6 protein-coding genes and 2 pseudogenes are annotated in these 6,674 nt (G+C 40.5%); 3 read left to right on the forward strand and 5 right to left on the reverse strand.

Annotated features, from left to right (window positions below; all coding sequences use genetic code 11):
- Both QTO06_RS24645 and QTO06_RS24650 read right to left on the reverse strand, forming a co-directional pair.
- A pseudogene (locus QTO06_RS24645) lies at nt 1-358 on the reverse strand (transposase); the annotation flags it as partial.
- 524 nt (nt 359-882) lie between these two features.
- Nucleotides 883-1,209: a hypothetical protein gene (locus tag QTO06_RS24650; protein ID WP_038940639.1), complete on the reverse strand. Its 327-nt coding sequence runs from the start codon at nt 1,207-1,209 to the stop codon at nt 883-885.
- A gap of 361 nt (nt 1,210-1,570) precedes the next feature.
- Here QTO06_RS24650 and QTO06_RS24655 point away from each other — a divergent pair.
- Nucleotides 1,571-2,527 (forward strand): annotated as a pseudogene (locus QTO06_RS24655) (IS110 family transposase).
- Between the two features lie 22 nt (nt 2,528-2,549).
- On the opposite strand, the gene QTO06_RS24660 reads toward QTO06_RS24655, so the two are convergent.
- The gene (locus tag QTO06_RS24660; protein ID WP_331410261.1) at nt 2,550-3,065 is read right to left on the reverse strand and encodes a GNAT family N-acetyltransferase; all 516 of its coding nucleotides are present in this window, start codon (nt 3,063-3,065) and stop codon (nt 2,550-2,552) included.
- Between the two features lie 245 nt (nt 3,066-3,310).
- On the opposite strand from QTO06_RS24660, the gene QTO06_RS24665 reads away from it, so the two are divergent.
- Together QTO06_RS24665 and QTO06_RS24670 are read left to right on the forward strand one after the other, a co-directional pair.
- Nucleotides 3,311-3,553 (forward strand): type II toxin-antitoxin system Phd/YefM family antitoxin, encoded by a 243-nt coding sequence (locus tag QTO06_RS24665; RefSeq protein WP_005526987.1) that lies wholly within the window; start codon nt 3,311-3,313, stop codon nt 3,551-3,553.
- A 6-nt stretch (nt 3,554-3,559) separates the two neighbouring features.
- Nucleotides 3,560-3,856, forward strand: a complete 297-nt coding sequence (locus QTO06_RS24670; RefSeq protein ID WP_331410263.1) for a type II toxin-antitoxin system RelE/ParE family toxin — start codon at nt 3,560-3,562, stop codon at nt 3,854-3,856.
- 958 nt (nt 3,857-4,814) lie between these two features.
- On the opposite strand, the gene QTO06_RS24675 is transcribed toward QTO06_RS24670, so the two are convergent.
- On the reverse strand, nt 4,815-5,318 hold the full coding sequence (locus QTO06_RS24675) for a GNAT family N-acetyltransferase (RefSeq protein ID WP_331410264.1): 504 nt from the start codon (nt 5,316-5,318) through the stop codon (nt 4,815-4,817).
- Nucleotides 5,319-5,473: 155 nt separating this feature from the next.
- Nucleotides 5,474-6,358 (reverse strand): hypothetical protein, encoded by an 885-nt coding sequence (locus QTO06_RS24680; RefSeq protein WP_331410265.1) that lies wholly within the window; start codon nt 6,356-6,358, stop codon nt 5,474-5,476.
- Nucleotides 6,359-6,674 lie beyond the last annotated feature (316 nt).

Raw genomic sequence — 6,674 nt, forward strand, 5'->3', positions numbered from 1 at the left:
AATTTTGGTTGAATTGCCCCCACGACTTTTTCCTATTTGCTCTGAGCTTTCAGTAGCCGCACCTGTGCTATGCTGATGCGCTCGAACTATAGAGCCATCAAGAAAGACCCATTCAAAATCAGCCATGCGAGATAAGCTTTTGAAAAGCTTATCCAAAATCCCTTTCTTTGACCAAAGATTAAATCGTCTGTAGACGGAACTCCACTCTCCGAACTCAGAGGGTAGATCTCGTTCTCATTCGATAAAGTATTCCCTCAAATGTCATTCGATGTTCAGTTTTATCGTAAATACGACCTGTACTTTTCATAATTTGGAGTAGCAGTTCCCATCGAATATCAGTTAGCATTGTTCTTGGCATGGTATTGGGTATGGTTTTACTTTTGGCGAAGCAAATTATAACTCTTTACCATGCTGTTCAAAAAACACTCTCGAAAGATCAACACGCCCTAGCGTCGTAACTCCCCGGAACAAAATGTTTCGTATGTGAGCTTTACGCTCCATACGATCAATTAGCGGCTCTTCCTGCGTAAAAGAAGTATGGTGATTGTACTACTCACCATAAGCTTTCAATAACTGCTGTTTATAGCTAGTATCACTAGGGTCTTGAGTGAACGCTCAACCTTTTGATTAAACTGCTCCAAGTTGTCGAAACGAGCCCTATTGAAACCTAGTAATCTCTGGGTTGCGTGATTTAAAGACGAGTTGCCACTGCCTAACTTGTCTTCTTTTGAATTCGCCATAGTTTCCAATTTCCTCGTTAATGCTAACGTCCTGTTAAGGTGTGAGCAACGCGACCACCTTACCTAAAGCATTGTGCCGTAAACACTAAATTCAAAGCAAACCAAAAATGCCAAGCGTTGGGAATCCGTCTTAAACGCTTTGTTATGCTCGTCTTTCCAACAACGACGTAATGTCTTTTTTGAACTCATCCGATAGACGTTCGAACTGCTCTGGTGCTACCAAATTTTCTTCGCACATTAGCATGAGTTGAATAAATGCCTTATTACGAGAATGACCATCAAAGATAAGCTTCATCTGCTTTTCTGATGTTTTGGAATACTGACACATAAAATGAAACCTTTCCGCTGCCAGTTCTGACTCGTCAGTAATAGTTTCAATGACCTCGCTCAGTTGTCTCGTACAATACAACTGAATTGCTTCATTTTTGATTTCGCAAAAGACTTTCCAATCAGACTCTTTCATACTCATGCCAGCCTCCATTAAGTTCCATTTTTCAGCATAGAGCATAACGCCCAATTAAGGTGTGAAGCACGCTACCACAATACTCAATTTGACCGCTGTAAACACTAAACTAGACCCAAACCAAAAATGCCAAGCGTGCTGAATCACTCTTAAATTGTTTGTATGGATAATAACTAACGCAATCGGGTAAGGTGAGACCCAGACTTTAGCTGCAACTAAAGTTCTTCTATCTGATAGTTCGATTAAATGATGGCTCCTCTATCGAGAGACCGATAACAAGTACGAACATCAGATAGAACTCCAAGCACCACACTCGAATAGTCTTCTGGGGCTCGAGCCCGCATTTGCAAGCAAGAGTTAGCTTATTATGAATACAAACACACTTCAAAACATTAATGTCGGTGTTGATACTGGCAAATCACAGTTAGATATTTATATTCGTCCTCTCGATATTTACTTCACTGTTCCTAACAGCGACAAAGGCATTAAAGAGGCCGTCAAAACTATCGCTAAACACCATCCTCAGCGGGTCGTAATTGAAGCTACTGGACGATTAAAAATGCCCTTCATCCTTGCTTGTGACCAAGCAAAGTTACCCTATGTCATCGCTAACCCATTGAGGATAAAAAGGTTCGCTGGTACTATCGGACAAAGAGCTAAGAACGACCGTTTAGACGCCGCTCTCATTGCCCACTATGCCGAAAAAGTTCAGCCTGAGCTAACCAAACTGAAAGCCGAAAACATCCGATTAATGAGTGACTTAGTAACAAGGCGTAATCAGTTACTCTCCATACAGACCATGGAACGAAACCGACTACAAGTATTGCCAAAGAACATCGCTTCAACCATTACACCCATCTTAACCGCTCTTAAAAATCAAATTGAAAAAGTAGAAGCTAAAGTCACTTAGCTCATCGATACCTCACCTGAATATCAGAATAAAAATGAGATACTTCAAAGCATGCCTGGTGTCGGTAAAATACTGGCCGCATCAATCATTAGCAACGTCCCAGAACTTGGTTACATCACCAATAAACAAGCCTCTAGCTTGATTGGCGTTGCACCCATCGTTAGAGAAAGTGGGCGTTACAAAGGAAAGCGCATAATACAAGGCGGTCGGACTCAGGTTAGAACCGTGATGTATATGGCGATGATGTCTGCCATCCAATGTAACCCTGTTTTTAAGACCACTTATGAACGATTACTTGCGGCAGGAAAACCCAAAAAAGTAGCCATAGTTGCCTGCATGAGAAAGATGGTTGTGATCTTAAACTCGATACTCAGAGACGGTGTAATGTGGGATAACAATAGCGCCAAAAATTAACTATTGACGCCATAGTCTCTTGTTATGATTGTGGTCGGGGAATCGTATATTCATAGAAAACCACACCACAGTCATTAGCAGGTTGCTCTATAAAACCTAGCTTCTTGAGTAGCTTCGCTGAAGCAATATTATATTGGTCAACACCACCTATGAGTTTTAACCATGATTCAGATTGCTCGACTTCATTAATAAAGCCTTGAAGTAATTCACTAGCCAATCCTCGTCCCCAGTATGCTTCAGCAAGCAAATAACCGATATGGGCAGATTCGTCATTTTCCACATAAGCGAACAAGAAACCTATTAGATCGTGCTCCTCGGTTTCCACTTGAAGTAAGCGGCTCTCTGACAACATTCGCTCAAGCCAGATTCTGGCTTGTTCACTAGAACCTATCTCGTGGAAATATGGAGGAAGATTTTCTACAACTGCTGGCGTGAGAATTTGAGGAATCCGCTCTAGCAAAAATGAGTGTTTAGACAAATCAAGTCCTTCAGCAACTTCTACTACTGTCAACCTCTGACTTTCAAATGCTATTGCCATTCAAACTCCCCACTTCGATAAAAATCATAACGCCCAATTAAGGGGTGAACAACGCCTCCACCCAAACCTAAAGCATTGTGCCATAAACACTAAATTTGAAGTAGAAGCAAAAATGCCGAGCGTTGTGAATCTCTCTTAAATTGCTTGTTAGTTTACCTTTCGCACAAATCGCACGATTTAATTAGATTGACCATTTCATGCGAACAACTATAATCTTACTGTAATTCCAGATTTGGAGATTGATCATGCACACATTAACAGCAAATGATGCCAAACGTAATTTTGGTGAGCTACTTCTAAGCGCCCAACGTGAGCCTGTGAAGATTAGCAAAAACAGTAAAGACGCCGTCGTTGTAATGTCTATCAAGGACTATGAAGAACTAGAAGCAATGAAAACCGATTACCTTAAGCACTGTTTCGAGTCAGCGAAACAAGACTTAGCGCAAGGCAATGTGGTTGATGGTGAAGACTTTTTAAACGCCTTATAACCCGCTATGCAAAAGAATAAATACAAACTGAGTAAATTAGCCCAGACTCATTTACGGAAAATCAAAAGCTATACAGTTAACAACTTCTCCGAGACCCAGTGGCGAAGCTATAAAGATACGTTACTAACTGGTTTTCAAGTGCTTGCTGATAATCCAGCTGTTGGTCGCAGTTGTGATGACATATACCCAAGCGGGTTCTATTTCCCCGTGGGCAAGCATACTGCTTACTTTACAAAAGAAGATGGCTTCATTTTAGTTGTAGCCGTACTCGGACAATCACAACTTCCTCAGAACTACTTGTAATCAAATTTCACCCTAGAATTGGATTTAGAGTGAAGATCTTGATTGGTAAACTAACGCCCTGCTAAGGGGTGAGCAACGCAATACCTAAGCCACCGCATACCACCTTAATCACTAAAACCAACGCATAGTGAAAACGCCACGCGTTGCGAATCCCTCTTGAACAGTTTGTTAGTTGCCTGAGCCAGTTCGCAAATTTCGTGACATAAATAACTGTTCTTCCCGTTGGACATGTGTAATTAGAGTATAAAAACTACTTTTAAGCATATTCAACTCTACATCACAAACTACTGGTTCGTGAGAAAACCACATATTTTCATCTCTATCAAAACAGTGGCTATCACGCCACACTCTTAGTTCGTATTGCTCACCAATTACAACGATAAACTAAGTCACCTTTCCATCAGTAAAATTGATATTCTTGGGAAGAAATATTTCTTCTTCTCCTTTAAATAACTCATACCACTGAGATTCTTCCTCCCACCCGACATATTGAAAAGGAGCCTTGATGGAACATCCTATCGAATGATGCTTATTTAACAAAACTGAGTTTATCTCCTCCAATGAGAATGGCTGTAAATCCAATTTACTGGATAAAGAATACAACATCCTTTTTGATAAGCTGATATTTCTTCTGTTTCCATTTTGCTTTCCACATAGCAAGTCTGAACGATAATATATTCTCATTAACCATCCTCATTCTAACGACACTGCGAATCTGATGATGCATACAATATCGCTTAAAACTAGCAAAAACAAAAAGCATAAGATCAATGGAGACTTCTAACTAATAAAAACAATGCCAGATTTAAAAGCTCTCTCTATCAGTTGAACCAGAGACAACTAACGCCCTGTTAAGGTGTGAGCAACGCAATACTGATGTCGCCGCATACCACCAAAAACACCAAACGCAACGCATAGTAAAAATGCCATGCGTTGCGAATCACTCTTAAACAGTTTGTTAGGTGCGGAGCAGTTTTGACATATAGAACTCGTCAACATACTGACCATCCACTTTCAGAGAGTTACGCTTAGTCCCCTCGACTTCAAAACCATGTTTTCGATAAAGGTTAAATGCGCGATCATTATGACACATAACCGTTAGCTCAAGTCTTGTAAACTCTTCCCCTACTGCCCAAGTTTCGAGGTACTCCAGTAATTGTTTACCATACCCATTCCCTGAAGCTGATTGTTTGATACCCATGACACAATACATTGAGTGTCGATTTCGATTAGCTGTATTCCCAATTCCAGCAGCAAAGCCATAAATCTCATTTTCACCAGAAATGACGAACATCGCCTTAGAGGTACTTTCGGAAAATGACTCTAGGATTTTCACCTGTTGCTCAAGAGTAGTAGTTCTCTCACCCTCTTCTAACATCATGAATTTCGACTCACGATCTAATTGATACATGAGATCCAACACTGACTGAGCATCACTCGCTCTGACTTCCCTGATTTGCATAAAACTTCCTATTTCCACCTGAGCACCTAACGCCCTGCTAAGGGGTGAGCAACGCAATACCAATGCTACCGCAAACCACCTTAATCACTAAATTCAACGCATAGTAAAAATGCCACGCGTGGGGAATCACTCTTAAATTGTTTGTTAGAGCTCATTTAGTCACGTTGTTTGTTCAATTTAATATCGGTAACCGGTGATCGTGCTATCAAATACTGCTTCACTTCTCGAGCAATTTCGATTGCTTCCGAGCGGGTCGAATTAACCTCTATAGAAATAACATAGTTACTTATAGTTTCACTGCAAGCACCATGAACAGCTTCACATGAAGCAACTTGTAACTCTGATTCAGATTCTTGAGCACTTTTCAGCGCTTGTTGCTCAGAAAGCTTTACTATTCTATTTTCTACGGTTAATTTCAGCTCAGGCAACGGTAGAGACAAAAGATACTGCATATCTTGAAGTAGTACACGATGCTGCTCACTCTGATTTGAAACAAACTGATAACTCTCCTGAGCTAACTGCTCTTGAGCGTCGATCTTTTGTATTAACTCCTGAACTTTAGTATCTAGAGCTTTCTCCACTCCAGTCAAAGAGGCTTTACCTTTTATTGCTGCTTCCAAGCTACTCACAGCAGTAAACTGCTCTTGATCCACATACGAGAATACTTCAGATTTTGATTTACAGTATTCGAGAAGCTTTAGCTGCGCTTGAGTTACAAGGTCAGATTTTATCTGCTGTTTTTTTGTTCGAAGCTGTCGTTCTAGTATTAAACGAGTTTCTCGCGCGGTTTCTGACACTTCGTCAATAGCTGAAAAAAGCTGTTGAATATCATGTGTCTGCTCTAATGCTTTGACTTTACATTCTTTTAGCGTTTTTTCAGCTGTTTTTAAAGATTTAACATTATCTGACGCAACAGCAAAATCATTATCAGTTTCGAGATCTAGATTTGTTGACGCAATCTGCTCAAGTAAACCCAACTTCCAAGAGTCAAAATTATTTTTCTGGATCGAACCAGAAATAGAAATCTCTAAATGTTCCACAATCTTTCCTTATATATCAAAGTTCGATCTACCTATGAGCTCTAACGCCCTGTTAAGGTGTGAGCAACGCAATACCGATGCTGCCGTATACCACCTTAAACACTAAACGCAACGCATAGTAAAAATGCCACGCGTTGCGAATCACTCTTAAACAGTTTGTTAAGTGCCTTGGATTCAAGTACGAAGTGCGACACCTCTGAACATAAAAACAGTGAGATGCGATAATCATGAAGTTTGCTCCCGCCAAGAAGTAAAAAACATGAAATACACGCACCTCACTGAGAACGAAAGGTATATGATTTCTGCGCTCAGAAAG

It is taken from the genome of Vibrio sp. M260121, from assembly GCF_036533715.1.
In the GTDB taxonomy this organism is placed as follows: domain Bacteria; phylum Pseudomonadota; class Gammaproteobacteria; order Enterobacterales; family Vibrionaceae; genus Vibrio.

Bases quoted from the DNA above. Each gene is read 5' to 3' on its own strand.
- QTO06_RS24670 (WP_331410263.1), top strand. From the start codon at position 3,560: ATGCAAAAGAATAAATACAAACTGAGTAAATTAGCCCAGACTCATTTA.
- QTO06_RS24675 (WP_331410264.1), bottom strand. From the start codon at position 5,318: ATGCAAATCAGGGAAGTCAGAGCGAGTGATGCTCAGTCAGTGTTGGAT.
- QTO06_RS24665 (WP_005526987.1), top strand. From the start codon at position 3,311: ATGCACACATTAACAGCAAATGATGCCAAACGTAATTTTGGTGAGCTA.
- QTO06_RS24660 (WP_331410261.1), bottom strand. From the start codon at position 3,065: ATGGCAATAGCATTTGAAAGTCAGAGGTTGACAGTAGTAGAAGTTGCT.
- QTO06_RS24650 (WP_038940639.1), bottom strand. From the start codon at position 1,209: ATGAGTATGAAAGAGTCTGATTGGAAAGTCTTTTGCGAAATCAAAAAT.